Annotated in this window: 27 protein-coding genes; 17 read left to right on the plus strand and 10 right to left on the minus strand. The window is 65.2% G+C overall.

Features of this window, described 5'->3' with window-relative positions:
• Nucleotides 1-167: 167 nt before the first annotated feature.
• The 7 genes from V9L17_RS04910 (at nucleotide 168) to V9L17_RS04940 (ending at nucleotide 5,507) form a co-directional block, all read left to right on the plus strand.
• A complete protein-coding gene (locus V9L17_RS04910; protein WP_337350670.1) occupies nucleotides 168-677 on the plus strand; it encodes an amino-acid N-acetyltransferase in 510 nt (169 codons plus the stop codon).
• Nucleotides 678-796: 119 nt separating this feature from the next.
• A complete protein-coding gene (locus V9L17_RS04915) occupies nucleotides 797-2,218 on the plus strand; it encodes an FAD-binding oxidoreductase (RefSeq protein WP_337350671.1) in 1,422 nt (473 codons plus the stop codon).
• Nucleotides 2,219-2,552: 334 nt separating this feature from the next.
• Nucleotides 2,553-3,554 (plus strand): dihydroxyacetone kinase subunit DhaK, encoded by a 1,002-nt coding sequence (gene dhaK, locus V9L17_RS04920; protein WP_337345471.1) that lies wholly within the window; start codon nucleotides 2,553-2,555, stop codon nucleotides 3,552-3,554.
• Nucleotides 3,555-3,556: 2 nt separating this feature from the next.
• Nucleotides 3,557-4,189, plus strand: coding sequence for a dihydroxyacetone kinase subunit DhaL (gene dhaL, locus V9L17_RS04925; RefSeq protein WP_337345472.1), 633 nt, complete (start codon nucleotides 3,557-3,559; stop codon nucleotides 4,187-4,189).
• Complete coding sequence (gene dhaM, locus V9L17_RS04930; protein WP_337350672.1) at nucleotides 4,186-4,884, plus strand: dihydroxyacetone kinase phosphoryl donor subunit DhaM; 699 nt, start codon at nucleotides 4,186-4,188, stop codon at nucleotides 4,882-4,884. Before dhaL ends, dhaM begins: the two co-directional genes overlap by 4 nt.
• 66 nt (nucleotides 4,885-4,950) lie before the next feature.
• Nucleotides 4,951-5,136, plus strand: coding sequence for a hypothetical protein (locus tag V9L17_RS04935; RefSeq protein WP_337350673.1), 186 nt, complete (start codon nucleotides 4,951-4,953; stop codon nucleotides 5,134-5,136).
• A gap of 92 nt (nucleotides 5,137-5,228) precedes the next feature.
• Entirely contained in the window at nucleotides 5,229-5,507 is a 279-nt protein-coding gene (locus tag V9L17_RS04940; RefSeq protein WP_337345475.1) for a hypothetical protein, read from the plus strand.
• A 16-nt stretch (nucleotides 5,508-5,523) separates the two neighbouring features.
• On the opposite strand, the gene V9L17_RS04945 is transcribed toward V9L17_RS04940, so the two are convergent.
• From V9L17_RS04945 to V9L17_RS04960, 4 genes are all read right to left on the minus strand, one after another.
• A complete protein-coding gene (locus V9L17_RS04945; protein ID WP_337350674.1) occupies nucleotides 5,524-6,015 on the minus strand; it encodes a hypothetical protein in 492 nt (163 codons plus the stop codon).
• A gap of 37 nt (nucleotides 6,016-6,052) precedes the next feature.
• Nucleotides 6,053-6,484, minus strand: a complete 432-nt coding sequence (locus V9L17_RS04950) for a DUF3592 domain-containing protein (protein ID WP_337350675.1) — start codon at nucleotides 6,482-6,484, stop codon at nucleotides 6,053-6,055.
• Between the two features lie 3 nt (nucleotides 6,485-6,487).
• Nucleotides 6,488-6,919: a DUF3592 domain-containing protein gene (locus V9L17_RS04955; protein ID WP_337350676.1), complete on the minus strand. Its 432-nt coding sequence runs from the start codon at nucleotides 6,917-6,919 to the stop codon at nucleotides 6,488-6,490.
• Between the two features lie 76 nt (nucleotides 6,920-6,995).
• Complete coding sequence (locus tag V9L17_RS04960; protein WP_337350677.1) at nucleotides 6,996-7,952, minus strand: A/G-specific adenine glycosylase; 957 nt, start codon at nucleotides 7,950-7,952, stop codon at nucleotides 6,996-6,998.
• 206 nt (nucleotides 7,953-8,158) lie between these two features.
• Between V9L17_RS04960 and V9L17_RS04965 the strand changes: the two genes are divergently transcribed.
• Nucleotides 8,159-8,821 carry a hypothetical protein gene (locus V9L17_RS04965; RefSeq protein WP_337350678.1) on the plus strand — a complete coding sequence of 221 codons (663 nt, stop codon included), beginning with the start codon at nucleotides 8,159-8,161 and terminating at the stop codon, nucleotides 8,819-8,821.
• A gap of 82 nt (nucleotides 8,822-8,903) precedes the next feature.
• On the opposite strand, the gene disA is transcribed toward V9L17_RS04965, so the two are convergent.
• Together disA and V9L17_RS04975 are read right to left on the minus strand one after the other, a co-directional pair.
• Nucleotides 8,904-9,980, minus strand: coding sequence for a DNA integrity scanning diadenylate cyclase DisA (disA, locus tag V9L17_RS04970; RefSeq protein WP_337345480.1), 1,077 nt, complete (start codon nucleotides 9,978-9,980; stop codon nucleotides 8,904-8,906).
• 254 nt (nucleotides 9,981-10,234) lie between these two features.
• Nucleotides 10,235-10,825 (minus strand): TOPRIM nucleotidyl transferase/hydrolase domain-containing protein, encoded by a 591-nt coding sequence (locus V9L17_RS04975; RefSeq protein ID WP_337350679.1) that lies wholly within the window; start codon nucleotides 10,823-10,825, stop codon nucleotides 10,235-10,237.
• Between V9L17_RS04975 and V9L17_RS04980 the strand changes: the two genes are divergently transcribed.
• Nucleotides 10,790-11,263, plus strand: a complete 474-nt coding sequence (locus V9L17_RS04980) for a cupin domain-containing protein (protein WP_337350680.1) — start codon at nucleotides 10,790-10,792, stop codon at nucleotides 11,261-11,263. The genes V9L17_RS04975 and V9L17_RS04980 overlap by 36 nt on opposite strands.
• Before the next feature lies 1 nt (nucleotide 11,264).
• Here the strand turns inward: V9L17_RS04980 and V9L17_RS04985 are convergent, their stop codons facing one another.
• Nucleotides 11,265-11,498, minus strand: a complete 234-nt coding sequence (locus tag V9L17_RS04985; protein WP_337350681.1) for a hypothetical protein — start codon at nucleotides 11,496-11,498, stop codon at nucleotides 11,265-11,267.
• Between the two features lie 240 nt (nucleotides 11,499-11,738).
• Here V9L17_RS04985 and V9L17_RS04990 point away from each other — a divergent pair, with 240 nt between their 5' ends.
• Together V9L17_RS04990 and V9L17_RS04995 are read left to right on the plus strand one after the other, a co-directional pair.
• On the plus strand, nucleotides 11,739-13,352 hold the full coding sequence (locus V9L17_RS04990; RefSeq protein ID WP_337345484.1) for a peptide chain release factor 3: 1,614 nt from the start codon (nucleotides 11,739-11,741) through the stop codon (nucleotides 13,350-13,352).
• 107 nt (nucleotides 13,353-13,459) lie between these two features.
• On the plus strand, nucleotides 13,460-14,689 hold the full coding sequence (locus tag V9L17_RS04995) for a beta-ketoacyl-[acyl-carrier-protein] synthase family protein (RefSeq protein WP_337350682.1): 1,230 nt from the start codon (nucleotides 13,460-13,462) through the stop codon (nucleotides 14,687-14,689).
• Here the strand turns inward: V9L17_RS04995 and V9L17_RS05000 are convergent.
• Together V9L17_RS05000 and radA are read right to left on the minus strand one after the other, a co-directional pair.
• The gene (locus tag V9L17_RS05000) at nucleotides 14,676-16,394 is read right to left on the minus strand and encodes a sensor histidine kinase (RefSeq protein WP_337350683.1); all 1,719 of its coding nucleotides are present in this window, start codon (nucleotides 16,392-16,394) and stop codon (nucleotides 14,676-14,678) included. The genes V9L17_RS04995 and V9L17_RS05000 overlap by 14 nt on opposite strands.
• A 102-nt stretch (nucleotides 16,395-16,496) precedes the next feature.
• Nucleotides 16,497-17,870, minus strand: a complete 1,374-nt coding sequence (radA, locus tag V9L17_RS05005) for a DNA repair protein RadA (protein WP_337345487.1) — start codon at nucleotides 17,868-17,870, stop codon at nucleotides 16,497-16,499.
• A gap of 243 nt (nucleotides 17,871-18,113) precedes the next feature.
• Between radA and V9L17_RS05010 the strand changes: the two genes are divergently transcribed.
• Genes V9L17_RS05010 through V9L17_RS05035 form a run of 6 tightly spaced genes read left to right on the plus strand, consistent with a single transcriptional unit; the run spans nucleotide 18,114 to nucleotide 24,873 of the window.
• Nucleotides 18,114-19,373 (plus strand): ABC transporter substrate-binding protein, encoded by a 1,260-nt coding sequence (locus V9L17_RS05010; protein WP_376044548.1) that lies wholly within the window; start codon nucleotides 18,114-18,116, stop codon nucleotides 19,371-19,373.
• Nucleotides 19,374-19,425: 52 nt separating this feature from the next.
• Nucleotides 19,426-20,448 carry a carbohydrate ABC transporter permease gene (locus V9L17_RS05015; RefSeq protein WP_337350684.1) on the plus strand — a complete coding sequence of 341 codons (1,023 nt, stop codon included), beginning with the start codon at nucleotides 19,426-19,428 and terminating at the stop codon, nucleotides 20,446-20,448.
• A gap of 5 nt (nucleotides 20,449-20,453) precedes the next feature.
• Nucleotides 20,454-21,377, plus strand: a complete 924-nt coding sequence (locus V9L17_RS05020) for a carbohydrate ABC transporter permease (protein ID WP_443198007.1) — start codon at nucleotides 20,454-20,456, stop codon at nucleotides 21,375-21,377.
• Nucleotides 21,377-22,819: a GH1 family beta-glucosidase gene (locus tag V9L17_RS05025; RefSeq protein ID WP_337350686.1), complete on the plus strand. Its 1,443-nt coding sequence runs from the start codon at nucleotides 21,377-21,379 to the stop codon at nucleotides 22,817-22,819. The genes V9L17_RS05020 and V9L17_RS05025 overlap by 1 nt, the downstream gene beginning before the upstream one ends.
• Before the next feature lie 46 nt (nucleotides 22,820-22,865).
• A complete protein-coding gene (locus V9L17_RS05030; protein WP_337345492.1) occupies nucleotides 22,866-23,885 on the plus strand; it encodes a LacI family DNA-binding transcriptional regulator in 1,020 nt (339 codons plus the stop codon).
• Nucleotides 23,869-24,873, plus strand: a complete 1,005-nt coding sequence (locus tag V9L17_RS05035) for a Gfo/Idh/MocA family protein (protein WP_337350687.1) — start codon at nucleotides 23,869-23,871, stop codon at nucleotides 24,871-24,873. Before V9L17_RS05030 ends, V9L17_RS05035 begins: the two co-directional genes overlap by 17 nt.
• Here V9L17_RS05035 and V9L17_RS05040 read toward each other — a convergent pair.
• Nucleotides 24,870-25,997, minus strand: a complete 1,128-nt coding sequence (locus tag V9L17_RS05040) for an FUSC family protein (RefSeq protein WP_337345494.1) — start codon at nucleotides 25,995-25,997, stop codon at nucleotides 24,870-24,872. The genes V9L17_RS05035 and V9L17_RS05040 overlap by 4 nt on opposite strands.
• Nucleotides 25,998-26,079 lie beyond the last annotated feature (82 nt).

Here is a 26,079-nt window from a genome sequence, read left to right on the forward strand (position 1 = left end):
TGCCGGACGTCACGGCGACTGACGCACGAGGCGCAGGCCGCCAGGGACTTGTGTAGGCGCCGTCAGAGCGACGAAGGCGCAGGCGCCGGCATGTGTCTGGGGGGTGGTGCCGTTCTTGGGACGGCGCTGTCCCGCGGACCGTACACGCGCCTCGTAGGATTGAGCCTGTGACTGACTCCTTTCATATCCGTCCTGCCCGCACCGGCGATGTGGCCGCCATCAAGAGGCTGGTGGCGCCGCTGGCGGAGCAGCGGATCCTCATGGCCAAGGAGACGGTGGCCTACTACGAGAGCCTGCAGGAGTTCCGGATCGCAGAATCGGACGACGGCGACGTCATCGGCTGCGGCGCTCTGCACGTTATGTGGGAAGACCTGGCCGAGGTGCGCACTCTTGCCGCGTCCGATGCCTGGCGCGGCAAGGGTGTGGGCCACGTGTTGGTGGAGAGCCTCCTGGAGGAGGCCCGCGCGCTGGGTGTTGCCCGCGTTTTCTGCCTCACCTTCGAGGTGGACTTCTTCAAGCGCCACGGTTTCGAAGTGATGGAGGACCAGACCGCGGTGGACCCAGTGGTCTACTCCGAACTACTCCGCTCCCATGACGAAGGTGTGGCCGAGTTCCTTGATCTGGCGCGGGTAAAGCCCAACACTTTGGGCAACACGCGGATGATCAAGTTCCTCTGACACTCGGCTGGCCAGGGCCGGAAATTATGGATGATTTTTGAAGTCTTTTCGTTGATCGATTCGATGGATAAACTAGGTGAACTTGCTGGGGAGCAAACCCCGACTATCGAAAGCACCTCATGCACATCCTCTCCTCCCACACGGAAAAAACCGAGCTTCAGCTTCTGGTCCGCGGGCTCGTATATGCCCCCGGCGACGCCCACTATGACGCGGAAGTCGCAGCCTTTAACCTCGCCACCCGCCACACTCCGGACTTGGTGCTGAGTGCGGTCAACGCCGACGACGTCGTTGCCGCAGTCAGGTGGGCCGCCGCCCGCGACATGTCCATCTCGGTCCAGTCCACTGGCCACGGAGCCGCGAATGCCATTACCGGGGGCCTGCTGATCAGCACCCGGCTCATGCTGGAACTATCCATAGATCCCGAAGAGCAGACCGCCCGGGTGGGCGCCGGCGTGCGCTGGCGGGACGTCCTCAGGGCTGCGGCCCCGTATGGGCTGATGGGCCTGCACGGCTCCACCACCGACGTCGGCGTTGTTGGCTATACCCTCGGTGGCGGCATTCCACTACTGGGACGGAAGTACGGCTTCGCGTCGGACCACGTGCTTGCGTTCGACCTTGTCACCCCCGACGGCGTGCTGCGCAGGGTGGATGCCCACAGCGATCCGCGGCTGTTCGGGCTGCTTCGCGGCGGCAAGGGCAACTTCGGCATCGTCACGGCGATGGAGTTTTCGCTGTTCCCGGCCGGCGAGCTGTTCGCGGGCGGCATCTTCTACGAGGGTAGGCACGCCCGTGAAGTGCTCGCGGCCTTCCGTCACTGGAGCGGGTCGCTGCCGGCGGAGGCCTCGGCGTCGCTGGCCTTTCTGCGCTTGCCGGACATGGAGGAAGTGCCGGGCTTCCTGCGTGGCAAGTTTGTGATGCACCTGCGGTTTGCCTGGCAGGGCACTGCGGAGGAAGGAGGGCGGCTGCTCGCTCCGATGCGCGCGGCCGCTCCCGTCCTCGTAGACGGCGTCGGTCCGCTTCCCTACTTACGGGTGGATGAGATCCACGCCGATCCGGAGCATCCGGTGCCCGTCCACGAAGGTGGAATGCTGCTTAGGGAACTCAGCGACGGTCTGGCGGAAGCATTGCTTCAGCTGGCCGGGCCGGACAGCACCGCTCCGCTCCTGCTGGCGGAGATCCGGCTGATGGGCGGCGCGCTGGCCGTTCCACTCAACGGAGCCGATCCCGACGGCGACTGCGTGGGCGGGCGCGATGCCGCACTCTCGTTCTTCGCGGTGGGGATCATGGCACCGCAGATTGCCCACCTGGTTCCGGCCGCCATCACCGCCGCACGTTTGGCGCTTGAGCCGTTCGGAACGGGAGGCACCGCTGTCAACCTGCACGGACACCTCGCTGCGCCCGAGTTGGCGGCCAGCGCTTGGCCGGAGGCTGCCCGGGTCCGGCTCGGCGAAGCGAAGGCGGAGCTGGATCCGAAGAACCTCTTCCGTCATGGCCACGCCATCCTGCCCGCGGCAAGGGTAGTCCACACCGCGGTGGCCTGACTCGTTGAGCCGCCAGCCCCGCCGTCCGTTCGGATGGCGGGGCTGCGTCATACCAGGACTTTTCCTTGCTTTAGTCGAATTGATGGATAAACTATGGATGGCCTGTGTTTGGGGGCACGTGCGCAAAGGGACAGTCATTGGGGGCTGTCCCTTTCGTCGTTTCCGGCCACGCGCGGCCAACGCGGGCAACCCGCGGGCAAGGCTAGCGGCAGAGGCTGACGGGCAGAGGCTAGCAGGCAGACGCTGGCCGCAAGGGCGGGAACTACCGGAGTGCGGGTGGCGGTAGTAGGGTCAAAGTGACATCCTCCAGGAAGACTGACCGCCCGGGAGCCCCGTGAAAAAACTCATCAACGATCCCCGCGCTTTTGTGGACGAGTCAGTGGACGGCTTCGGCATGGCCCATGCGGACCTTGTCACCGTCAGTGCAGAGCCCCGGTTCATCATCCGCAAGGACGCGCCGGTGGCCGGCAAAGTGGGGCTGGTGTCCGGCGGCGGAAGCGGCCACGAACCGCTTCACGCCGGCTTTGTGGGGCGGGGAATGCTCGACGCCGCCGTGCCTGGGGCGGTGTTCACCTCTCCGACGCCGGACCAGATCCTTCCGGCGACCCAGGCAGCGGACTCAGGTGCCGGCGTCGTCCATATCGTGAAGAACTACACCGGTGACGTGCTGAACTTCGAAATGGCCGCCGAATTGGCCGAGGCCGAAGGGGTGCAGGTCCGCACGGTCCTGGTCAATGATGACGTTGCCGTGGAGGACTCGCTGTATACGGCTGGGCGGCGGGGTGTGGGCGGAACGGTGCTCGTGGAGAAAATCGCCGGTGCCGCTGCTGAGCGGGGCGACAACCTGGACGCCGTGGCCGCCATCGGTGACCGCGTAAACAGCAACGTCCGCACTATGGGCGTAGCTCTGGCTGCATGCACGGTGCCGCATGCAGGCTCACCCAGTTTCGATCTCGGTGAGAACCAGATCGAGATCGGCATCGGGATCCACGGCGAACCCGGCCGGCACAAAATCCCTTTGGAAAGCGCGGACGCCATTACTGACAGGCTGCTGGAACCCGTGCTCAGCGACCTCGGCATCGCCGCTGGCGACAAAGTGCTCTTGTTCGTCAACGGAATGGGCGGGACGCCGCTGAGCGAGCTCTACATTGTGTTCCGGCGCGCCGCCCGGGTGATCGCGAACAAAGGCGCCACCGTGGAACGCTCGCTGGTGGGGAACTACGTCACCGCCCTGGACATGCAGGGCTGCTCCATTTCCGTCCTACGGCTCGACGATGAGTTGACCGGACTGTGGGACGCCCCGGTCCACACGGCCGCCTTGCGCTGGGGAGTGTAGCAATGGTTCTCGATGCGAATTGGGCCGTGAAGTGGCTGACACTCTGCGCCCAGGCCATGGCGGAACACCGGGCGTGGCTCATTGAACTGGACCGTGCCATCGGGGATTCGGACCACGGCGAAAACATGGACCGCGGCTTCCAGGCCGTGCTGGACAAACTCGCCGAGGTCCCCCCGGCAACGCCTGGGGCAGCACTGAAGTTGACGGCCATGACGTTGATGTCCAAGGTGGGAGGCGCCGCCGGTCCCCTGTATGGAACCGCCTTCCTCCGGGCCGCGGCATCCCTGGGCGATTCGCTAGAGGTGGAACCCGCGGCCTTCGCAGGGGCCCTGGTAGCGGCCAGGGACGGGATTGTGGCCAGGGGCAAGGCCGAGCCGGGCGACAAGACCATGGTTGATGCGTGGACGCCGGCTGCTGAAGCGGCCCTTCTTGCGGCAGCAGGCGGTGCCGGCACGGTCCTCGAGGTACTGGTGGCTGCCGCCGAGGCTGCTGAAGCGGGTGCCGTCGCCACGGATCCCATGGTTGCCCGCAAGGGACGCGCCAGTTACCTGGGGGAGCGGAGCGCCGGCCACCGTGACCCGGGGGCCGCCTCCAGTGCCCTGATCCTGCGCGCGGCAGTCGGGGCCGCGGCGTGAGCGTGGCCCTGGTTGTGGTCTCCCATAGTGAAAAAATAGCCGACGGCGCCGCGGAACTTGCCGCGCAGATGGCACCTGATGTTTCGATAGTGTCCGCCGGGGGCACCCCGGACGGCCGGATCGGCACCAGCCTGGAGAGGGTCATGGCCGCCTTGGAGCAAGCTTCAGGCGGGGATGGTGTGGTGGTCCTGACCGATCTGGGATCGGCCGTCATGACAGCAGAATCCGCGTTGGAGTTTGCGGGGCACCCGGACGGTGTACTGCTGGCCGACGCCCCTCTGGTGGAAGGGCTGGTGGCTGCAGCCGTGGCAGCGCAGGGCGGGGCGGACGTACACGCCGTCAAGCGTGCGGCGGAAGGGGTGTACGGCTCCACGCAGGGGGTTCCGCCGTCGTCCTCCTTCAGTGCTGTCGAAGAGGGCTCAGTGACAGGGGCAGGGCCGGAGTTTACTGGCGACTTTGAGCTCATCAACCAGGCGGGCATGCATGCGCGCCCGGCGGCCAAGATCGCCGGGGGGCTCTCGTCCCTGGACGCGCGCGTGACCGTCAATGGCCTGGACGGGACCTCGATGACTGCTCTGATGACGCTTGCCGCCGGCAAGGGTTCGGTGCTGCATGTGGAAGCCTGGGGCGTTGACGCCGAGCGGGCAGTCAACTACGTTGGCGGGCTGGTCCAGGCTGGATTCGGGGAACCATAGGAGTCCCTGCCGTCCTGTTTGGGCTGTCCCCGGTGTGTTCGCTCCGTCCTGTCATAGCCTGCGAATATGCTCGATGCCATGGAACGGCTCGACTTGGATGACAATTGCCCGCTGGTGGTGCTGGACGGACAGACATCCATCGAGGAGCTCTTCGCGGAACTCGGCTTTGAGTGGCGGGCATCGGCGGACCTGGCCGGCCCGGACGCTGACGGCTCCACGGGCGGCTTGCTGGGCCAGGCCACCCTGTTCTGACGGGCGCTAAGGTGCCACTTCGCGTTCACGCGCCGTTAACGGTGGTGCCCTAGATTGTCCCTTCAGGCACTCTCTGCTCGAAGGGATCCATCATGGCCAATATTGCTGAAATTCTTGGCAGGCTAACCCCTGAAGAACTGGACGGGCTGCGCGGGCTTGGGCCCCAGGGCCATCTGACCAGGCCGCTCGTGGAAGCCCTTGACCGGGCCGCCGGTGGTGCCGGTGCCGGCCGCGGCTACTACGTTCCCACCGGCAGCGTGAGCGAAACCGGCGGTCCCCATCTTGTCCTGCGAAGCGACGTGTCGGCATGGCTGTTCGGGACAGCTCCGCAGGTTCCGCACGCGGGGGCAGCCGACCCCGCCCAGCCTTAAGCGGACCTACCTGGCGTCAGGGTGCCTGCCGCAGCCCCTTGGCGTCGAGCACTACTGATGCCGTTATGAACCGTCCGCACTGCTCGCCGTAGGGGAATTCGCCGCGGGGACGGAAGTCCAGTGTCCGCACGGGCAGCGCCGAGCCGTCCGGGGAGGTTCCGGTGGCCGTCACCGCCATGGGCGATTCGGTCAGGGAGTCCAGGAACAGCATGCCGATCATGGTCCCGTCGGGGGAAGCCGTTGCAGAGCAGACGCCGTCCGGACTGCAGCCTTGATCAATGGAAACGCTGCCCTGGTGCAGCTCGAGGGTATTCTCGGTGCACACACCGTCCTGGCACGCCTTCAGCCGCAGGGTGCCCACCTGGGGCACGTAGGGGGCAGCAACGGTAACCGACACAACAGACGCCTGTGCGATCGCCGGACACGGTGTTTCGTAAGGGAAGTAGTAGCAGCCAGAGGTGAGCGCCGTCGTCGTTATCAGTGCCAGAAGTACCCCGGACTTGCTCATACTTCAGGGTAGAACCGGCGGGCGGATGCCCGCACGGCTACCAGGAAAGTGACGCAAACATCGTTATGGCCAGCACGCCGAAGGTCACCAGAATGAGACCTGTTGCCATTCGGCCTTTGGCAATAACGAAGACCGGCAGCGTGGATTCGGCCGGGTTTGCCGGGTTGTAGGCCACCGGGATCGTGGTGCCGATGATCGCCTGGTCGCGGCTGTAGATGTCGGACTGCCCCAGCCACCGCTGGCCGCGTGTGTCCGCGAATTCGTAGGACGGGGCGAACCGGTCCCGGCCGTTGCTGGCCGGGCCGTCAGCGCCGTGGAGGTTGCCCGTGACGGTGGCGGACGTGTGCACCCACCCCGTCATGGAGCGTCGCCGTCGCAACGATGCTGAGAGGGACAGGCCCGCCAGGATCAGGCCGAGCACCAGGAAAAGTCCCGGCAGGACAACAAAAAGCAGCTTCAGGAAATCCATGGGTCAGCCCACCGGAAAGATGCCGATAAACCAGAACGAGCCCAGGGCGAAGAGTGCGAAGAACGGCATCAGGCAGCCCATCACCTTTTTTGATTCGTACGCCACCTGGAACGACTGGTTGGGATTTGCCGGGTTGTACGCCACTTCGAGCAGCGATCCGGGCACCTGCTGGTTTACGTACGAAACCTCGGATTCGCCGGCATGCAGGGTTCCGTTGGGGTCAGCGAACTGGTAGGTGGGGTAGAAGCGCCTGTTCCGCGTTGAGCCGCCTCCGCCATGTGTCCACCCCGCGACGTTGCCGGTCACCGTTGCCTGCGCCTTGGGCCAGCTGGTGATCAGGTTCTCGTGGCGCTTGGCCTTGCGCAGCGTGTGGACAAAGGCAAAAACAACGCCCACCACAAACAGCGCCCAAATGATGTAAAGCACGATCTTCATGGAATTCCCCCGGTTCCGGTCACCAAGAAGTATGCCACCCCTGAAGGGACGGGCCGTTGTCAATGGCTGGAATGGCTCAGGCAGGCAGCCGGTAGCCGCCCTGGTGCAGCTCGGCGAGGCCGTCGCCGAGGAGCCCCGCCAGCGCGCGTTCCAGCTGTTCCGGGGCCGAGTTGAGCCTGTGCAGCGCGGCCAGCGGCACGCCTATTCCGGCGGGCGCGAAACCGAGGTCCGCCGGTTCCTGCTGAAACATCTCTGGCGGGACCGGCCGGTCAGCGACGCGCAGCACGGCCATCACGGCTCCCCGGACCTGGCGGTCGGTGCCGTGCCACGCCTGGCCTTTCGGAACGTACGACGGCGGCGGCTCGCCTGCCGCCAGCCACGCACACGAGTCCCGCACGGGACACACGGCGCATTTCGGTGCACGAGCCGTGCACACCAGCGCGCCGAGTTCCATCACCGCAGCATTCCAGCGCACGGACGTGTCGGCGTCGTCCGGCAGCAGTTCCGCCGCGAGCCGCATCTCCGCGGACGTCAGGGATGGGGAGGGAAGCGCGACGCCGGACATAAGCCGGGCATGGACGCGGCGGATGTTGGTGTCCACCACGGTTTCCCGGCGGCCGAATGCGAACGCCGCCACCGCGGCAGCCGTGTAACTGCCCACGCCGGGGAGATCCAGGAGCTCGGCGTAGGTGCCCGGGACCTGGCCGCCGTGATCGCGTCCGATGGCAACGGCCGCCGCGTGCAGTCGAAGGGCCCGGCGGGGATAACCCAACCTTCCCCAGTGCCGGACTGCTTCCCCTGCCGGTTCGGAGGCCAGGTCTCCGGGAGTGGGCCAACGTTCCAGCCATTCCCGCCACACCGGCAGCACGCGGACCACCGGCGTCTGCTGCAGCATGATTTCGCTGACCAGCACGCCCCACGGCGAGCAGGCAGGTTCCCGCCACGGGAGGTCGCGGGCAGTCTCGGCGAACCAGTTGTTGATCCCGCTGTGCAGGTGGACGAGGCTGGAGCCGCGGGCGGACGGCTGCTTCAAGTTTGCAGGCGAAGTTGCAGTCCAAGGTGCTGGGGCGAGGGTTGTGGCGTCGATCCCAACACTGTAGTGGATCCCCGGTTTGGGATGCCAAGCGGGGCGCCGAAACGGCCGGAAACCCAGCCCGGAACCAATCCGTGACCATAGCGTTGGCGGGGTGCGCGGCGTGGTGGGGCGGCGGAGCCCGGCCGGTTCTCTAGCCTAGAAGGATGGGTAGGCAAGGCACTTCAACATCACGTAGCAAGGCTTCCGCATCCGGTTCCCGCACCGGACGGAAGCCGAGCCCCGCCGTGTACCGGCGGCGTCGACTGTTCGTGGGAGCCGCCCTGCTGATGGTAGCTGCCATGGTGTTTGGAGGCTTCGCGGCGGCTGGGGCATTCAGCAGCAGTTCCAGCCAGGTTTCCTCCACTGGCGATCCCACCGCCAGCCCCACTGAGGCTGTGCCGTCGGCAAACCCCACCAGCACGCCTACCGCAACTCCCGGCTGCAACCAGAACCTGGTGACCGTTTCGGCGTCCACCGACAAGGCAGCCTACGGCCCGGACGAGAACCCGCTGCTCACCCTCAAGGTGACAAATGGCGGCACGATGCCCTGCGAAGTGAATATCGGCACGTCCCAGATGGAGTTCCTGGTGACAAGCGGCGCGGACAGAATCTTCTCGTCCCGGGACTGCCAGGCCAAGAGCGAGGACCTGGTGAAGACCATCGCGCCGGGTGCCAGCGAAACGGCGAACTTTCCGTGGGCACGGAACCGGACGTTGGAAGGCTGCCAACCCATCGAGGCCAAGCCGGGAGCCGGCGGGGCCTACTACATCTTCACGGCCAAACTCGGCTCCAGGGCAAGCCCGAAAGCAGTTTTCCAGCTCAGCTGACCTTCACCCGATGGGCCCACGCCGGCAGGGTTCCCTGGCCGAGCTTGCGAGGCAAGGGTGCCGGTGGGGACAATCGATGGATTTAGAGGAAGCGGTCCAACAGGCTGGCTTCGGCCATCCGGCTCAGGCCTTCGCGAACGGTTCGGGCGCGCTGGTCGCCGATGCCGTCCACCGTCATCAGGTCATCGATCGTGGCAGCCATCAGGAATTGCAGGCCTCCGAAGTGGTCCACGAGGCGGTCGGCAACAGCCTTGGGGACTGCCTTGAGGCCGGAAAGCAGCCGGTAACCGCGCGGCTGAACTACGGCGTCCAGGTTGGCCTCGCCGCCGGCGAAACCGACGATTCCTGAGATCTTGCCGAGGTCGATCAGCTCGGTGGGCCCGAGGTTCACCAGGGCGCTGACAGCTTTTTCAATGTCGTCGGCTGATGCATCCGGGCTGGCGTAATCACGGATGATGACATCGCTGCCGGGACCGCGGCCTACCGTGAGCTCATCGAGCTGGAGGGACAGCAGCCGGCCGTCCTCGCCGAGCTCCAGGACGTACTGCGAGATTTCCTCGGAGATCCGGCGGACCATCTCCTGGCGCTGGAGGGTAACGGCGACATCGCGCACGGTCACCATGGCTTCGATTTCCAGGGCAGACAGCGAACTGGTGACCTGGTCCAACCGCGAACGGTAGCGCTCCAGGGTGGCGAGGGCCTGGTTGGCGCGGGCCAGGACTTTCTCGGATCCCTCCAGCACGTGGCGAAGGCCGTTCACGTACAGTGCGATGATCTGCATGGATTGGCTGACGGAGATGACGGGGACACCGGTCTGGATGGCCACACGTTCCGCTGTGCGGTGCCGGGTGCCCGATTCCTGCGTTTCAATGCTTGAATCCGGGACCAGCTGGACGGCGGCGCGCAGGATGTTCCCGGCGTCCTTGTCGCAGATGATGGCACCGTCCATTTTTGCCAGTTCGCGCAGGCGGGTGGGGGAGAAGTCGATGCCGATGTCGAACCCGCCGGAGCAGATGGAGTCGATGGTCCGGTCCGAGCCTAAAACAATGAGTGCGCCGGTGCGTCCGCGGAGGATGCGTTCGAGTCCATCACGCAGTGGCGTGCCTGGAGCCACTCTGCCCAGAGTCGCCTTGAGCGATTCTTCGGGGCTCCGAGCCATAGTGTTCCCTTCAAAGGTGCGGGCTGCCGCCCGCAGGTACGCCGGTTATGGACTCCGCCGGCGGAGCAAAAAGTACGCAGTTTCCCGCAAGCTCAATGATAGAGGTAAGAACGGGTAACAACCGCACGGGCAAGCCCTAAAGTGCCCCATTAGGGGGTGTCGGAAAATGCCCCGAAAGGCGTCCGACGGCGGCTGGCTGGGAGTGCACTTAGGGCCCGTTTGGGTGCATGGCGGATTCAGGGCCGTCGTTCACATCAGAATGATGCCACGAGGTTGGCGAGCGGTGGGGGAGCCTGCCCGGCTGGCAAAGCGTCGACGAGTAGTCCGGCGTAGCGGAGCTTGTTACCGCTGCGCCCTCCGAAGAACCGGCGCAACTGTGCCGATATCGGCCGATCCCGCTGTGCTGGCTGGCGTTGGAGGATCCGGAACGATGCGAGCTCGCCCTGGTCCGCGATGACGCCGAGCACGGCATCGACCCCAAGGCATCGGATGAGTTCGTCCTCCAGGTCGGCGTAGCAGACATGGAACCCAAGCTCGGCCAGCGAATCGGACCCGATACCCGCCCGGGCGAGCGCGCGGGCGACAATTCGTGACTCGCCCGCATCACACAGTCCGAGTAGCCGGTGGCCTGCACCAGCCGGGCCGTAACGGTCGAGGAAGTGGGCGATGCTGGTGGCGCCGCCCATGGGCACAACGGTTACACGCTCGGCCGACAGGTCATGGCCAGCGCGAACGGCCAGCGCCTCGACCGCCATCCGGTCACTCTCGCCCTCGACCAACACCGTCGTCGTCGCCTGCATAGATCCAGTATGGCAAACGCGAATAGCGGTGCAGCCGCGCGCCATGCAGCACACATTCACGTCATCTCCAGCCCTCGCATACTATATGTATACATTTATCACCAGCGGCCCAAAGGAGTTGCAGTGAATAAACCGGAACTGGAGTTCCACGAACCCTCGGTTGGCTGGCGGAAGGTCAACGGTGACGCCGAACGCGGAATTTGGGAGCAAATACTCGCCGCGGACCCACTCAGGGGAGATTCAACTTTGCTCCAACGCTATGATCCTGGCGCCGATACAACGGCCGGCGGCGTGATCGTCCATGACTACTGGGAAGAGGTCATGATTCTCTCAGGCGAACTCACTGATCTGACGCTCGGGAAAACCTTCACAGCCGGCATGTACGCATGCCGCCCACCGGGCATGGCCCACGGACCGTATGCAAGCGGCAGAGGCTGCAGGATGCTCGTTATTGTTCGTCCAGAGCCAGATCCCACTATGTGATTCAGTGTCCCCGCTGGCGCAGGAGATGCTCAAGGTCGCGGCTGACTTTGCGCAGCGATGCCGCCCGGAGGGCCCTTTCGTCGTCAACGTGCGGCGCCTGGCGACGGGACTTCCCGCCTGCGCCGCGTTTGCCGTTAACTTCCGGGCCGGCGGCCTGCATCCGTGCCGACGGAGCAGCCGGACCGGCCAGCGGATCGAAGAACAGGCCGTTGCCGGGGAATGGTGAAACGGTCACGGCGATTCAGCTCCGGCCGGCGGATGGCAGGGACGCGCTCCAAGTTCTCATGCGGCCAAGCTAGCCTGACGGGATTTCGCCGTCTTGAACTGCTGGTTTCGGGGGCGTTAAGCGGCCACCTTCGGAGCCGGGCTGCTGCTGCGATAAACTTGGAACTTGGCGCTCAGCCATCCCCTTTCCCCGTCCAGCGAAGTCCCGTCAAGCGCCAAGGGCTATCCCCACCGCAGCGAAAGTAGCACCGTGTCCCAAGATGTCCTTAGCCCCGCCCGGGTCCACGAGATTCACAAACAGGCGGCCCGGCGTCGGACGTTTGCCGTCATTTCGCACCCTGACGCCGGAAAGTCAACGCTCACGGAAGCGCTTGCGCTGCATGCGAAGGTGATCGGCACCGCCGGTGCCTCCAGCGGCAAGGCCAACCGCAAGGAAACGGTCTCGGACTGGATGCAGATGGAAAAGGACCGCGGCATCTCCATCAGCTCCGCTGCGCTCCAGTTCTCCTACCGCGACACCGTCATCAACCTGCTGGACACTCCCGGCCACGCGGACTTCTCCGAGGACACCTACCGCGTGCTGGCCGCCGTCGACTGCGCAGTGATGCTGGTGGATGCCGCCAAGGGCCTGGAAACGCAGACCATGAAGCTGTTCGAGGTCTGCAAGGCACGCAACCTGCCCATCATCACCGTCATTAACAAATGGGACCGGCCAGGCCTTGACGCCCTGGCGCTGATGGACGAGATCACCGAGCGGACCGGCCTCCAGCCCATGCCGCTGACCTGGGCCGTGGGCATCTCCGGAGACTTCCGCGGCGTGTGGGACCTCCGCAATGACCGGTTCGCCCGCTTCCAGCGCAACAACGCAGGTGCCAACATCGCCCTGACGGAATACTTCACGCCGGAGGAAGCTGCCGAGAGCCAAGGAAGCAACTGGACGGACGCCGTGGACGAAGCCGGCCTGGTGATCGACTCCAACCTCGAGTTCGACGTCGACGCCTTCCACGCAGGCACCGCCACACCCATCCTGTTCAGCTCCGCCGCCCTGAACTTCGGCGTCAAGGAACTCCTGGATGCCCTGGTGGATTTCGCCCCGCCCGCGGCGCCCCGGCCGGACGTTGACGGCAGCCCGCGCGCCGTCGAGTCCCCGTTCTCCGGTTTTGTCTTCAAGGTCCAGGCCGGCATGAACAAGGCCCACCGCGACCACGTCGCTTTTATCCGTGTGTGCTCCGGCGTCTTTGAGCGCGGCATGGTGGTCACCCAGACCCGCACGGGGAAGTCGTTCGCCACAAAGTACGCCCAGCAGGTATTCGGCCGCGAACGCGAGGTCATCGACGAGGCTTACCCCGGCGACGTCGTGGGCCTGGTCAACGCATCCTCGCTGCGAGTCGGCGACAGCCTGTTCCTGGAGGACGCGGTGGAGTACCCGGCCATCCCGCTGTTCGCCCCGGAACACTTCCAGGTGGCCCGGTCCAAGGACCCCAGCAAGTTCAAGCAGTTCCGCCGCGGCATCGAGCAGCTTGAGCACGAGGGCGTTATCCAGCTGCTCCGCTCCGACCTCCGCGGCGACCAGGCGCCGGTGCTTGCCGCCGTCGGGCCCATGCAGTTCGAAGTGGTGGAGGACCGCATGGCGCACGACTTCAGTGCCCCCATGCGGCTGGAACGCCTGCCCTACTCCATAGCCAGAATTTCGACGGCGGATGCCATGCCGGCGCTGGCCAACGTACCGGGCGCGGAGGTGCTTTTGCGGTCCGACGGCGAATACCTCGCCTTGTTCAACGACGTCTGGGCCCTGCGCCGGATCGAGAAGAACCACCCGGACCTGACGCTGATCCCGATCGGAACGCACAACCCCGCCAAGTAACCGTTCCCTCCAATCCGTCGACTGAACGGAGCCGAATACCCATCGGGAGATCCGGGCTGCCCGGAACAACGGCAGCCGCTCCCGAACTAAGAAAGCCAGGTACCCAGATGTCTGCAGTCCAACCACGCGCGCTCATCACGGGCGCCGGCACCATCAACCCTTTGGGCTCCAACGTTGGGCAGACCTGGGAAGCGTTGCTTGCCGGCCGTTCCGGGATCGCCCCGCTGGATCAGGAGTGGGCCGGGCAGTTGCCCGTGCGGATCGCCGGCCAGGTCACCGCCGACCTGTCCGAGCACCTGACCACCCGCGAGCTCAAGCGGATGGACCGGTGCGGACAGTTTGCCTTGGTGGCCGCACGGGAAGCCTGGCAGCAGGCGGGAGCACCCGACGTCGACCCAGAGCGGTTCGCCGTGGTGATCGGCTCAGCCTATGGCGGCCTCGGTTCCACGATTGAGCAGGACAGGGCGCTGGCCAGCGGCGGCCCGCGCCGGGTATCGCCGCACACCCTGACCCGGCTGATGGTCAACGGCCCCGCCGCCTGGGTGTCCATCGACCTCGGTGCACGCGGCGGAGCCCGCACACCTGTCAGTGCCTGCGCGTCCGGCGCCGAAGCTATTGTCCAGGGTGCCGAAATGATCCGTTCGGGAGCGGCCGACGTCGTCATTGCCGGGGGCGTGGACGCCTCGGTGAACGACCTCGTTATCACCGGGTTCTCGCAAATCCGCGCGCTCTCCACGCGCAACGGCGAACCCCAGCGGGCGTCGCGCCCGTTCGACGGCGGCCGTGACGGTTTTGTGCTTGCCGAGGGCGCGGGGATCGTGGTGCTGGAGAGCGAGGCCCACGCCCGGGCGCGTGGTGCCGCCGTCCTGGCAGAGGTCGCCGGCGGAGCGGTGACCTCTGACGCGAACGACATCGTGGCCGCCGACCCGGCGATGCAACGCAGGGTCATGCAGAAAGCCCTGGCCTCGGCCGGGATGGACGCCGCTGACATCGGCTTTGTCCATGCCCATGCCACCTCCACCCCTGTGGGAGACCGGCTGGAAGCGCAGGCGATCACAGCCATATTTGGTGCCGACGTGCCCGTGACCTCCACCAAGGGCCACACCGGCCACCTCCTGGGCGGGGCCGGGGCCTTGGCCGCCGTCGTAGTGGTCCAGGCCCTGCAGACCGGGCAACTTCCCGGAACGCTGAATGTAGAGGCACTGGATCCTGAAGTGGACCTCAATATCGTGACGGGCAAGGCCCACACGCTGGAGCCTGGCTCCGCTCCGGCCGGTTTGGTGAACGCCTTCGGCTTCGGTGGACACAGTGTTGCGCTGGTAATTAAGGGGAACTGAACACCTCAGCCTCAGGGCCGGGGGCACTGGTCAGGCTGCACGGCAGGACAAACGTCGCCGTCGTTCCCGCGCCCGGGGCACTGGTGAGGCTCAGGGAACCGCCGTGGCCTTCGATGATGGTCTTGCTGATGGGGAGCCCCAAGCCGGCGCCTGGGATGGCCGTTTCACGCGAACGCGAGGAACGGAAGAACTTGGTGAAGGCCTGCTCCTGGTCTTCGGCGCTCATGCCGATCCCTGGGTCCGTGATGGAGCAGATGATCTCCGGTCCGGCCCTGTAAGCGCGGGCGGTGATACGGCCGCCATCAGGGGAGTATTTGATCGCGTTTGAGAGCAGGTTGCCCACCACCTGGCGGATGCGGGCGGTGTCCATCTTGGCCGTCAGTGGTTGCTCGGCGTCAAGCACCAGCTCCAACCCCCTGTTGGCTGCCTGGGGGGCGGTGTACTCGACGACGTCGGCAAGGAGTTGGGCGAGATCGGCCTCCTGGAGGGAGAGGTCCACACTTTCAGACGCCACGGCAATCAGATCGTTCACAAGGCCCAGGAGGTGGGTCGCATTGCGGTAGACCACCTGAAGTTCCGCCTCAATCCCTTCGTGGCCGGGCTCATCCAGGACGAGTTCCAGGTAGCCGAGGATGGACGTGAGTGGCGTTCGCAGTTCATGGGAAACGGTGCCGACGAATTCGTCCTTGGCTGCCAAGGCGGTGATCAGGGCAGTCACGTCAACGAGCGTAATGACGCCCCCGCCGCTGAGGCCGCCCTTGGCCCGGATGGCATGTGCGCTCACGGAATACGCGCGTTGTTCCTCTTCGTCGCCGGCCCACAGCAGTTCATCTGTGAACATTTCGCCCCGGGTAACCCGGGCGACCGGAAGCATCCCCGGCGCCACCGGGGTGGCCCGGTCGCCTTGCAGCACACGGGCCCGCGGATCAGACTCGGCCAGGCGGGCAAGTGCGGGATCAGCGCGGATAGCCCGGTTGGTCAGCACATTGTTTCCTTCTTGGTCAACCACCCAGACCCCCACTCCCACAGCGCCAAGGACGGCGTCCAGGAGCCGTTGTCGGTCCACGCTCTCGGCGAGTGTCTCCGCCAGGGCGAGGTCTTTCTTTAGCAAGGCTTTGCGCTGGCGATGGAGCGTCCCGGCGACGATATGCGCGGACACGGCGATTGCGGTCATCACGAGTGGCAGGAAAATGGTCCGGATCATTGATCCTTGCGTGGGCACTGAGCCCAGGACTGCGGCAGGGACGACAGTGCTTAGGGAGGCTCCCAAGACGGCCAGGACAACCCTTCCGCGTTGCCGGCTCACCGACAGCCAAATCACGGGGAAGACCAGCAGCAGGCTTAATACGCTAAAGCTGGGCCCTCCGGCTTCACGTGTAAAGCCGATCGCAAGGCAGTCCAGGACTGGAATGACCGTTGACGCACTGGCGGGCAGCCTGCCCCACGGAATTGCCACGCAGGCCGCGAAGATTGCCGCATGCGCCAGCAAGGCCAGCCTGAAGCGTTCGTCCATGAGAGTGGGCGGGCTGAAAAACCCGGCGGCAACAACAACGAGCACCACGGTGACAGTGAGTGGAAGCTGGCTCATCACCACCCGGCCCCGGACGCCAAGACCTCCGAAGATCTCGTCTATCCGCCCAGCGAGACGGCTGCCTTCCGCGGGTTCCTCGGGCGCGGGAATGCTTTTTTGTATTCGATTAGTCACTCCGACCCCCCAAGGCGCAGCGGTGAGACCTCCGGCTGCCTGAAGGTCGTTTCGTCAGCCTAGCGCCTTGCCCGCCCGGGGCGCAGTTATTACCGGTGCTTCTTATCCGATCAGCAGGCTCAGAGCCTCGGTCAGGTGCTCCACCTCCCGCACGGAGAAGCCAGCCGGCACTGGTCCCGGGCCGTTGTGGCTGGCCGGGACGACGGCGTGCGTGAAGCCCAGGCGGTGGGCCTCCTGGATGCGCTGGTTGATACCAGGGACGGGCCGGACCTCGCCCGCCAGGCCCACCTCGCCGAAGGCGATCAGCCGGATGGGCAGCGGTTTCCTGGCCTTGGCCGAGGCAACGGCCAAGGCTACGGCGAGGTCTGTGGCGGGTTCGCTGAGCTTCACGCCGCCCACAGTGGCTACGTAGGAGTCGTCCTTGTGCAGGAGGCACCCCGCGCGCTGCTGCAGCACGGCCAGGAGCATGGACACGCGCGAGCTGTCCAGGCCGCTGGTGGCCCGGCGGGGCTGCGAGTTGGGGCTTTCGGCAAGCAGCGACTGGACCTCGGCCAGCAACGGGCGCCTGCCCTCCATGGTCACCGTGATGCAGGTGCCGGACACGGGCTCCTTGGTGCGGCTGACAAAGAGTCCGCTGGGATCAGCCAGGCCCTGGATGCCGTCCTCGTTAAGGTCAAAGCAGCCGACGTCGTCGGTGGGACCGTACCGGTTCTTGACTGCCCGAAGCAGCCGGAGCCTTGAATGGCGCTCGCCTTCGAACTGGCACACCACGTCCACCAAGTGCTCCAGCAGCCGCGGTCCGGCGATGGAACCGTCCTTGGTCACGTGGCCTACGAGCAGCGTGGTCATGTTGCGCCGCTTGGCCGCGGCGATGATGGAGGCGGCGACCTCCCGCACCTGGGAAACTCCGCCGGCGCTGCCATCAACGTCCGCGCTGCTGAGGGTCTGCACCGAGTCCACAATCAGCAGCCGTGGCTCGATTTTCTCCACTTGGCCAAGTGCCTGCCCCAAGTCTGTCTCGGCGGACAGATAGAGGGAGTCCGCGACGGCGTCGATCCGCTCAGCGCGGAGCTTTACCTGGGCAGCGGATTCTTCACCGGTGACATAGAGGACGTCCTGGGCGGTTCGAGCAAATTTCGCGGCGACGTCCAGCAGCAGGGTTGACTTTCCGACGCCCGGCTCGCCAGCCAGCAGGATGACGGCGCCCGGGACCAGGCCGCCGCCCAGCACGCGGTCCAGTTCATCCACGCCGGTGGGCAGGAACGCTGCGGTGGTGGCGTCTACCTCGGCAATCCGGCGGGCGGGCTCGAGGACTGTTGTTGCCGCCGTCGTGCGCGCGACGGCCGCGCCCGTTTCCTCAACGGTGCCCCACGCCTGGCACTCGCCGCAGCGGCCCACCCACTTGACCGTGGTCCAGCCGCATTCCGCGCACTTATAGGCAGGCGCTTTGGATGCCCGGGAAGTCTTTGTAGCCATGGGTTCCACCCTAACTGCGGGGGCAGACATCGCTGGGCAGCGGCACGTGAGCGCTCCCGAAAATACGGGATCAGACGCTCTCAGAGAGCGCTCTCTTGACAGTGATCCGCACCACCTTTAGAGTTATGGAACTTGCAAGAGAGCGCTCTCTCAGCCCCAAGGCAATTCCCCCACAAAGGAGTGACCGTGAAATTCTCACGACGAAATACCGCTGCCGCGATAGCGGGAGCAGCAGCCCTGGCCATGATCGCCACAGGCTGCGGAAGCAGTGCAGACCAGGCGGGCAGTTCGGAGAAGACTGTTGAACTGACGGTCACGACATTTGGAACCTTCGGCTACAACGACCTCTATGGCGAGTACGAGCAGGCGAATCCCGGAGTAAAGATCAAGGCCACGAACATTGACCGCGGGTCAAATGCCCGCACCGATGCCTTCACCAAACTGGCGGCAGGATCCGGGCTCAGCGACGTAGTGGCCATCGAGGAGGGCTGGCTGGGCTCCATCATGGAGGTCTCCGACCAATTCGTGGACCTCAACGAACACGGCGCCGCGGACATCAAGGCCAACTGGGTGGACTGGAAATACAAGCAGGGCACTGACCCCGAGGGCCGCGTTATTGGCTACGGCACTGACATCGGACCGCAGGGACTCTGCTACAACGGCAAGCTCTTTGAAGCAGCAGGCCTGCCCAGCGACCGCGAATCCGTGGCGAAGCTCTTCGGCGGACAGGACGCCACCTGGGAAAAGTACTTCGAACTCGGGAAGCAGTACAAGGAAGCCACCGGCAAGGCCTGGTATGACCAGTCCGGCTTCGTCTGGAACTCCATGGTGAACCAGATGGAGGAGGGCTACTACACCAAGGACGGCGAGCTCAACATCGACGGCAACGCGGAAATGAAGGACAAATTCGAGATGCTGGCGGCCGGAACTGCGGCAGGACTCTCGGCCAACCAAACCCAGTGGGACTGGGGAAACGGGAAGGCCTTCGTTGACGGGTCCTTCGCCACCTTCGTCTGCCCCGGCTGGATGCTCGGTACCATCAAGGGCCAACTCGAATCCGCAGGCGGCGGCGCCGACAGCGGCTGGGACTTCGCAGATGTTTTCCCAGGTGGTGCCTCCAACTGGGGCGGTGCCTTCCTCTCCGTGCCCAAGACCTCGGAACACCCTGCAGAGGCCGCCAAGCTGGCCGCTTGGCTCACCGCCCCCGAGCAGCAGGTCAAGCAGTCCGCCGCCGCCAACAACTTCCCCAGCACGCTCAAGGCCCAGGAAAAGCTGGTCCAGGACGCCACACCCAACGTGCTCTTCAACAACGCCCCCACGGGCGCCATCCTGGCAAACCGGGCCAAGGGCGTCGTAGCCCAGTTCAAGGGCCCGGACGATTCTGTCATCCAGGAAAACGTGTTCGGTCCGGCGCTGAAGAGCCTCGACGCCGGAACCGCTGACGCGGACAAGGCCTGGACTGAAGCCCTGCGCCTCCTCAACGACCTGGTCGTCAACAACTAACCCGCTGTGGGGCCTCCCGGCTGGGAGGCCCCCCGATGAAGCGCGAGACCCCATGACAACCACCTTGAACCGATCCGCCAAGCCGGCCGCAGTCAAATCCAAACCCACCTTCAAACAGCGACTGAGTATCTTCGACGTCAAAGCCTCGCCCTACTTCTACGTTGCGCCGTTCTTTATCCTGTTCGCCCTCGTAGGACTCTTCCCGCTGGTCTACACGTTTTTTGTCAGCCTCTTCGACTGGCACCTGCTCAAAGGGCAGGGGCAGTTCGTGGGGCTGGAGAACTTCGCTGAGGTCCTGCAGGACCGCTTCTTCTGGAATTCCCTCTTCAACACGGTGAGCATCTTCCTGCTCTCCTCAGTCCCGCAACTGGCCGTGGCCCTTTTCCTGGCTGCGGTGCTGGACCAGAACCTCCGGGCCAAGACTTTTTGGCGCATGAGCATCCTGCTGCCCTACATCGTGACGCCAGTAGCGGTGGCCATGATCTTCACCAACATGTTCGGCGAGCAGTACGGCCTGATCAACAACATCCTGGGGAACTTCGGCCTTGACCCGGTGATGTGGAAAAACGAGACCATCCCCAGCCACATCGCCATCGCCACCATGGTCAACTGGCGCTGGACAGGCTACAACGCCCTGATCCTGCTGGCCGCGATGCAGGCCGTCCCGCGGGACCTGTACGAATCTGCCGCCCTCGATGGTGCAGGTGCCGTCCGCCGGTTCTTCAGCATCACACTGCCCAGCATCAGGCCCACCATGGTCTTCGTGGTCATTACGGCAACCATCGGAGGCCTCCAGATTTTCACCGAGCCCAGGTTGTTCGATCCGGCCACCGCCGGCGGGTCACAGCGCCAGTTCCAGACCACCGTCCTGTACCTGTGGGAGATGGCCTTCCAGCGCCAGAACTTTGGGAAAGCCTCAACCATCGCCTGGCTGCTCTTCCTGATCATCGTCCTGTTCGGCCTGGTCAACTACTTGATCTCACGCCGGATCGCCACAGCGGATGCCGCCAGGCCATCCCGAGCCGCCCGGAGGACAACTGCCGCCCGGAAGCGTGCTGAAAGGACTACCCAATGACCATCATGGACCACGCAAAACCCGGATCTGCGAGGCCCGCTTCCGGCAGCGCCTCTTCGCCGGGCTCCGCGCCGGCGAGGCCGGCCATCCTGCGCAAACGCATTTTCGGCACCGGCGAACGCCCCGGCTTCCTCAGCTACGGGCTGCTGCTGGCCTTCCTGCTCTCGTCCGCCTACCCGCTGTGGTGGTCCGTAGTGATCGGCAGCAGGTCCAACGAAGCCCTGGGAGAAGCCTGGCCGCCGCTGCTGCCCGGCGGGAACTTCTGGACAAACGTGGGCGAAGTCTTCGACACCGTTCCCTTCTGGCTGGCACTCGGAAACAGTGTCCTGATTTCGGGAATCATCACCATTTCGGTGGTCGGCTTTTCCACCCTCGCCGGCTACGCCTTCGCCAAGCTGCGGTTTCGCGGCCGGAACGGGCTCATGCTGATGGTCGTTGCCACCATGGCCATCCCCACGCAACTGGGCATCATCCCGCTCTTTATGGTCATGCGGACCCTTGGCTGGACCGGCGAGATCGGCGCCGTCGTTGTGCCCACCCTGGTTACTGCTTTTGGTGTCTTTTTCATGCGGCAATACCTGGTGGACGTCATCCCGGATGAGCTCATCGAATCGGCCCGCATGGACGGGGCCAACATGATCTCCACGTTTTGGCACGTGGCCATCCCGGCGGCCCGCCCGGCCATGGCCATCCTGGGCCTGTTCACCTTTATGACGGCCTGGACGGACTTCCTCTGGCCGCTCCTGGTGCTAGACGCCGGCAACCCCACGCTGCAGACCGCACTCAGCCAACTGCAATCTGCCCGTTACGTGGACTACTCCGTGGTCCTGGCAGGCGCGGTTCTGGCCACCCTGCCGCTGCTGGTGCTGTTTGTGCTGGCAGGAAAACAACTTATTTCAGGAATCATGCAAGGAGCAGTGAAGGGCTAATGCCACATTCGACGTACTCACGGCAGTGGCCGGAAGGATTCATCTGGGGATCCGCGACGGCGGCGGCCCAGATTGAGGGGGCCAGCCACCAAGGCGGCAAGGAGGACTCCGTGTGGGACCACTTTGCGCGGATCCCCGGTGCCATCGCCCAGGGCGACACCCTGGAACACGCCGTTGACCACTACCACCGGATGCCGCAGGACGTTCAGCTCATGAAGGAACTGGGGTTGGACTCCTACCGCTTTTCCACCAGTTGGGCGCGGGTGCGGCCGGGAGACAAGGCCGTCAACCAGGAGGGCCTGGATTTCTACTCCCGGCTGGTGGACGAACTGCTGGAGGCCGGGATCCTGCCATGGCTGACCCTGTACCACTGGGATCTGCCACAAGCCCTGGAGGAGACGGGTGGCTGGGCAAACAGGGACACGGCCTACCGGTTCGTCGACTACGCCAACGACGTCTACACGGCGCTCGGCGACCGGGTCCAGCACTGGACCACTTTCAACGAGCCCTTCTGCTCCTCGCTGCTGGGCTACGCTTCGGGGGTCCACGCCCCCGGGCGCCAGGAACCGCGCGCTGCAATATCGGCCGTGCACCATCAGCACCTTGCCCACGGCCTCGCCGTCAATGCCCTGCGGCAACGCGGCGCCCAGAACCTCGGGATCACGCTTAACCTAAGCAACTCCATTCCGCGGGACCCGCAGGACGCCATCGACTTGGACGCAGCCCGGCGCTTCGATTCGTTGCAGAACCGGATCTTCCTCGACCCCATCCTGCGCGGAAGCTACCCGGAAGACACCTTGAATGACCTGGCGCCGTTCGGCCTGCCGGACCTTATCCTTCCCGGGGACCTGGAAGCCATTAGTGCGCCGCTGGAGTTCCTCGGAGTCAACCATTACCACGATGACCTCATCAGCGGGCATGCTGATGATGCGGGAAGCGATGGCCACTCCGGCGGGGCCGAACGCGTCGCTGCTTCGCCGTGGGTGGGGTCCGAGGACATCGCCTTTCCCAGCCGCGGCCTTCCGCGGACTGCGATGAACTGGGAAGTGAACCCGGATGGACTGCGGAAACTCCTGGTCCGCCTCGGTGAGGAATACCCCACCCTGCCGCCGCTGTACATCACCGAAAACGGTGCCGCCTACGAGGACACCGTAAGCCCGGACGGCGGCGTTCACGACGCGGAGCGAACCGGCTTCATCCTTGACCACATAGCCGCCGTAGGAGAGGCGATGGACCAGGGTGCCGACGTCCGCGGCTACTTCGTTTGGTCGCTGTTGGACAACTTCGAGTGGTCCTGGGGGTACGGCAAGCGCTTCGGGATAGTCCGTGTGGATTACGGAACCTTTGAGCGCACCGTCAAGGACAGCGGCCTGGCCTATGCCCGGTTGATCGCTGCCGCAAAACGGAACGTCGCACGGCTGCCCGCGTCATTGCCTGCCTAAACTGGAGTCCCGGGCGGAAGCCCGCTTAACCTCACGGAGCGAAGAAGTGAAGCAAGATCAACGCGGAAGCCGGCCGGCGCCCACCCTGGAAATGGTGGCTGCGCTGGCGGGCGTGTCCCGCGCTACGGTCTCGCGCGTGGTCAATGACGTGCCCAGCGTGGACGAGGACATTGCCGCGAAGGTCCGCCAAGCCATCCTCGCCGTGAACTACACGCCCAACCGCGCGGCCCGGTCCCTTGCCAGCCGGAAACCCAACTCAGTGACCCTGATCGTGCCGGAGTCCACGTCCAAGGTCTTCGCCGACCCGTTCTTCGCCTCCGTGGTCCAAGGCGTGGCGTTGTATCTCGCAGACACCGACTACACCCTCAACATGGTCATTGCCTCCGAAGCGAAGCCGGAAAAGACCCGGGCTTTCCTGCTCGGCGGCAATGTTGCGGGTGCGCTGGTGGTCTCCCACCATGCGGGGGACCGCTCCTGGGCACACGTCAGCGACCACATCCCCATGGTGTTCGCGGGCAGGCCGCTGGGCGAGGGCGGAAGCTACTACGTGGACGTGAACAATGAGGCAGCCGCCGAAGGTGCTACCCGCCTGCTGATCCAGGGCGGACGTTCGCATATCGCTACGATCGCCGGACCGCAGGACATGCCGCCCGGCGTCGACCGGATCAACGGCTGGAGGAAGGCCCTGGAGGCGTCCGGCCTGGACGACTCCCTGGCGGAATATGGCGATTTCACCCTCGCTTCCGGCGCCAAGGCCATGCGCCGGCTCCTTGAACGCGGCAAACCCATCGACGGACTCTTCGTGGCCAACGACCAGATGGCTGCCGGGGCCTACACCGTCCTCCAGGAGCGCGGGATACGGATTCCCGACGACGTTGCGGTAGTGGGGTTCGACGACGACTCATTTGCCACATCCGTGAACCCGCAACTGACAACCGTGCATCACCCCATCATCGAAATGGGCAAGAAGATGGCCGAGATCCTGGTCGACCTGATCGAAGGGAAGCCCACGGACCGGGTTACCCAGATCCCTACGTCGCTGGTGATTCGTGATTCGGCCTCTTAGCTGGGGCGTGGTGGCCACCGGACGGATCGCCCACCGCGTCACCCGCGACCTCGCCCTCCTGGAAAACACTGTCCTGCATGCAGTGAGCTCGCGCAGCCCGGCCGCTGCGAAGGAGTTCGCCGGGCAGTACGGCTTCGCGGCCAACTACCATGACGGGCCTGCCGGCAAAGGTTACGATCTGCTCTTCGGCGATCCTTTGGTGGATGTGGTCTACATCGCCACGCCGCACGCCCAACACTTTGAGGTTGCCAAAGCTGCGCTGGAAGCCGGAAAACACGTCCTGTGCGAGAAGCCCCTCACGGTAAACGCCAGGGAAGCCCGCGATCTGGCACAGCTGGCGGGGGAGCGGAAACTGTTCTTGATGGAGGCAGTGTGGACCCGGTTCCTGCCGGCGACCCTGCGGGCCCTGGAAGTGGTCCGGGGCAAGGAAATCGGCGCTGTCCGGTGGGTTCAGGCCGATCTGGGTTTCGCGGCCACCTATGACCCAAACAGCCGGCTTTTTGATCCGGCGGCCGGCGGTGGCGCCCTCCTGGACCTCACTGTCTATCCGCTGACGTGGGCCGTCAGCGTGCTCGGATTTCCCACGAAGGTCACCGCGGCGGGCTTGCTGAACCATGACGGGATAGACCTCCAGAACACGGTGACCCTTGAGTACCCGGACGGCGCCACTGCCCAACTGGTTTCCTCGTTGCAGTCCAGCAGCCCCGGCACCGTCACCATCAGTGGCACGCAGGGCTGGCTACGCACCGGTTCACCCCTCTACCGCCCGCGCAGGGTCGAATACCAAGGCGCGGACGGCGTGGTCCACGTCGAGGAGTTCCCGGAGGAGGCTGAAGGCTTCATCCACGAGCTGAGGGAAGCTGCCCGGTGCATTCGAGCGGGTCTTCTGGAGAGTCCCCTGATGCCTTGGGACGAAAGCGTGCGGATCATGGGGCTTCTGGACAATGTCAGGGACCAGTTGGGCGTGCACTACGCCAACGACCGCTAAAGCCCTGGCAGGACGTCCCGTGCTTCGCGTGAATCCATCCCCGTAGCCTCCAGCAGGTCCACCATCAGCGGCCGGAACAACATGACCACGGTCTCGCCCTCCAGCCGCTGCACTTCCAGAAGTTTCGGGTGCAGGCGCAGGGCGATCTCGCTCAGGTCCTGCCGGGCGGTGCGCAGGTGGGCGCGGCGGGCGCCGTCGTGCGTTTCCGCCAGGCCGAGCGACAGCTCATCAATAGCGGCAGCGGTGTCCTGCAGTACCCCGGCGATGTTGTCAGTGGCCTCATCCGAGAGTGCGGCGTGGTTAATGGCGCTGGTCAGCCGGCGCGCAAAAACGCGGCTGTTACGCAGGGCGAGATCGATGAAGTCCAGTGACTGCTTCAGCCGGTCCAGCTCGTCGCGGTGGCGGCGGTAAGCGGGCGAAAGCGTGGCCACCTCCCCTGAAGCGCGCAGGGAATGGCGCATCGCGTCCACCAGCGGCTGGCAGTTCCGGCCCCGGATCAGCGCATGCCAGGCCTGGGTGGAGTCGCTGTTCGTCAGCGCGGTGGCGCATTCCCGCAACACTTCCGCCAGTTCGTGGAGGAGGTTTTGGACATCCTTGCGGGGCTCCCGGCGCGGATCCTTGGGCACAAGGATGGTCACCAGCAGCGCGAACAGACCGCCGATGATGGCGTCGATGCTGCGCGTGAACGGCCCGCCGGCCGGCGCCGGCAGCAGCACCACCAGCAGCGATTGCAGGCCCAGTTGCGTCGTGAAGATGTTGCCGCTGTCCAGGAAGCGTGCCAGCAGGATGGAGACAAGGAGTACGACGGCGGCAACCCAGATTTCGCCCCCCAGCCAGTGCAGGAGCAGATCACCCACCGCAATGCCGATGGTGCAGCCCAGCCCCACCTCCACCACCCTGCGCAGCCGTGGCTCCCGGGAGAAGCCCAACGCGATCAGCGAAGATGTCGCCGCGAACAGCGGACCAGAGTGCCCCAGCACGTACTCGGCGAACGCATAGGCCCCCACGGCACAGCCGGTCATCTGAATAGCGGGGAACAGTGAGTTGCGGCTACGGATCAGGCCGGTGCGGATGCGGCCGCGCAGGAATCGCCCGCTTGCTGAGAGTCCCGCAGAAATGGCCATGCGTTCAAGTCTATTCACCGGCGGTGCACTACGGCCGGACATGTGATCTGCGCAATGGTGACGCTGCACATGTAAGCCAATA

This window comes from Pseudarthrobacter sp. CCNWLW207, from assembly GCF_037203945.1.
Classification (GTDB): Bacteria; Actinomycetota; Actinomycetes; order Actinomycetales; family Micrococcaceae; genus Arthrobacter.

Excerpts from the sequence above, each read along its gene's own strand:
- V9L17_RS04915 (WP_337350671.1), top strand. The coding sequence starts at position 797 with ATGCACATCCTCTCCTCCCACACGGAAAAAACCGAGCTTCAGCTTCTG.
- dhaL (WP_337345472.1), top strand. The coding sequence starts at position 3,557 with ATGGTTCTCGATGCGAATTGGGCCGTGAAGTGGCTGACACTCTGCGCC.
- V9L17_RS04935 (WP_337350673.1), top strand. The coding sequence starts at position 4,951 with ATGCTCGATGCCATGGAACGGCTCGACTTGGATGACAATTGCCCGCTG.
- V9L17_RS04940 (WP_337345475.1), top strand. The coding sequence starts at position 5,229 with ATGGCCAATATTGCTGAAATTCTTGGCAGGCTAACCCCTGAAGAACTG.
- V9L17_RS04945 (WP_337350674.1), bottom strand. The coding sequence starts at position 6,015 with ATGAGCAAGTCCGGGGTACTTCTGGCACTGATAACGACGACGGCGCTC.
- V9L17_RS04950 (WP_337350675.1), bottom strand. The coding sequence starts at position 6,484 with ATGGATTTCCTGAAGCTGCTTTTTGTTGTCCTGCCGGGACTTTTCCTG.
- V9L17_RS04955 (WP_337350676.1), bottom strand. The coding sequence starts at position 6,919 with ATGAAGATCGTGCTTTACATCATTTGGGCGCTGTTTGTGGTGGGCGTT.
- V9L17_RS04965 (WP_337350678.1), top strand. The coding sequence starts at position 8,159 with ATGGGTAGGCAAGGCACTTCAACATCACGTAGCAAGGCTTCCGCATCC.
- disA (WP_337345480.1), bottom strand. The coding sequence starts at position 9,980 with ATGGCTCGGAGCCCCGAAGAATCGCTCAAGGCGACTCTGGGCAGAGTG.
- V9L17_RS04980 (WP_337350680.1), top strand. The coding sequence starts at position 10,790 with ATGGCAAACGCGAATAGCGGTGCAGCCGCGCGCCATGCAGCACACATT.
- V9L17_RS04975 (WP_337350679.1), bottom strand. The coding sequence starts at position 10,825 with ATGGCGCGCGGCTGCACCGCTATTCGCGTTTGCCATACTGGATCTATG.
- V9L17_RS04995 (WP_337350682.1), top strand. The coding sequence starts at position 13,460 with ATGTCTGCAGTCCAACCACGCGCGCTCATCACGGGCGCCGGCACCATC.
- radA (WP_337345487.1), bottom strand. The coding sequence starts at position 17,870 with ATGGCTACAAAGACTTCCCGGGCATCCAAAGCGCCTGCCTATAAGTGC.
- V9L17_RS05010 (WP_376044548.1), top strand. The coding sequence starts at position 18,114 with ATGATCGCCACAGGCTGCGGAAGCAGTGCAGACCAGGCGGGCAGTTCG.
- V9L17_RS05015 (WP_337350684.1), top strand. The coding sequence starts at position 19,426 with ATGACAACCACCTTGAACCGATCCGCCAAGCCGGCCGCAGTCAAATCC.
- V9L17_RS05020 (WP_443198007.1), top strand. The coding sequence starts at position 20,454 with ATGGACCACGCAAAACCCGGATCTGCGAGGCCCGCTTCCGGCAGCGCC.
- V9L17_RS05025 (WP_337350686.1), top strand. The coding sequence starts at position 21,377 with ATGCCACATTCGACGTACTCACGGCAGTGGCCGGAAGGATTCATCTGG.
- V9L17_RS05040 (WP_337345494.1), bottom strand. The coding sequence starts at position 25,997 with ATGGCCATTTCTGCGGGACTCTCAGCAAGCGGGCGATTCCTGCGCGGC.